Origin of the sequence: Streptomyces sp. KLMMK, from assembly GCF_036961605.1 — a bacterium.
Classification (GTDB): domain Bacteria; phylum Actinomycetota; class Actinomycetes; order Streptomycetales; family Streptomycetaceae; genus Streptomyces; species Streptomyces telluris.
In genome coordinates, this window is record NZ_JBAMDC010000780.1 from 1 (window position 1) to 877 (window position 877).

Genomic DNA, 877 nt, shown 5'->3' on the forward strand with positions numbered 1-877 from the left:
GGGACGCGACGGCGTCGCCGACATGGCCGAGATCGCCGGCCGCTTCGCCACCGCCTCCACCCTGCCCATCGTGCTGGACTCCACCGAGGTGGACGTGATCCGCGCGGGCCTGGAGAAGCTCGGCGGCCGGGCCGTCATCAACTCCGTGAACTACGAGGACGGCGACGGCCCCGACTCCCGCTTTGCGAAGGTGACGCGGCTGGCGGTGGAGCACGGTGCGGCGCTGATGGCCCTGACCATCGACGAGGAGGGCCAGGCCCGCACCGTCGAGCACAAGGTGGCCGTCGCCGAGCGGATCATCGCGGACCTGACCGGGAACTGGGGCATCCATGAGTGCGACATCCTCATCGACACCCTGACGTTCACGATCTGCACGGGCCAGGAGGAGTCCCGCAAGGACGGCGTCCACACGATCGAGGCGATCCGCGAGCTCAAGCGCCGCCACCCCGACGTGCAGACGACGCTCGGCCTGTCGAATATCTCCTTCGGCCTCAACCCGGCCGCCCGTCTCGTGCTGAACTCCGTCTTCCTGGACGAGTGCGTGAAGGCCGGCCTGGACTCGGCCATCGTGCACGCCTCGAAGATCCTCCCGATCGCCCGCCTGGAGCAGGAGCACGTCGACGTCGCCCTCGACCTGATTCACGACCGGCGGCGGGAGGGCTACGACCCCCTCCAGAGGTTCCTCGAACTGTTCGAGGGCGTGGACACCAAGTCCATGAAGGCAGGGAAGACCGAGGAACTGCTGGCGCTGCCGCTGGAGGAGCGCTTGCGGCGGCGGATCATCGACGGCGAGAAGAACGGCCTGGAGACCGATCTGGACGAGGCGCTCACCGGGCGTCCGGCGTTGGAGATCGTCAATGACACGTTGCTGGAGGGT

1 protein-coding gene is annotated in these 877 nt (G+C 68.2%); it reads left to right on the plus strand.

Annotated elements, in window-relative coordinates:
- A partial coding sequence (locus V7793_RS37920) for a dihydropteroate synthase (RefSeq protein ID WP_336014307.1) occupies positions 1 to 877 on the plus strand: 877 nt, incomplete at both ends.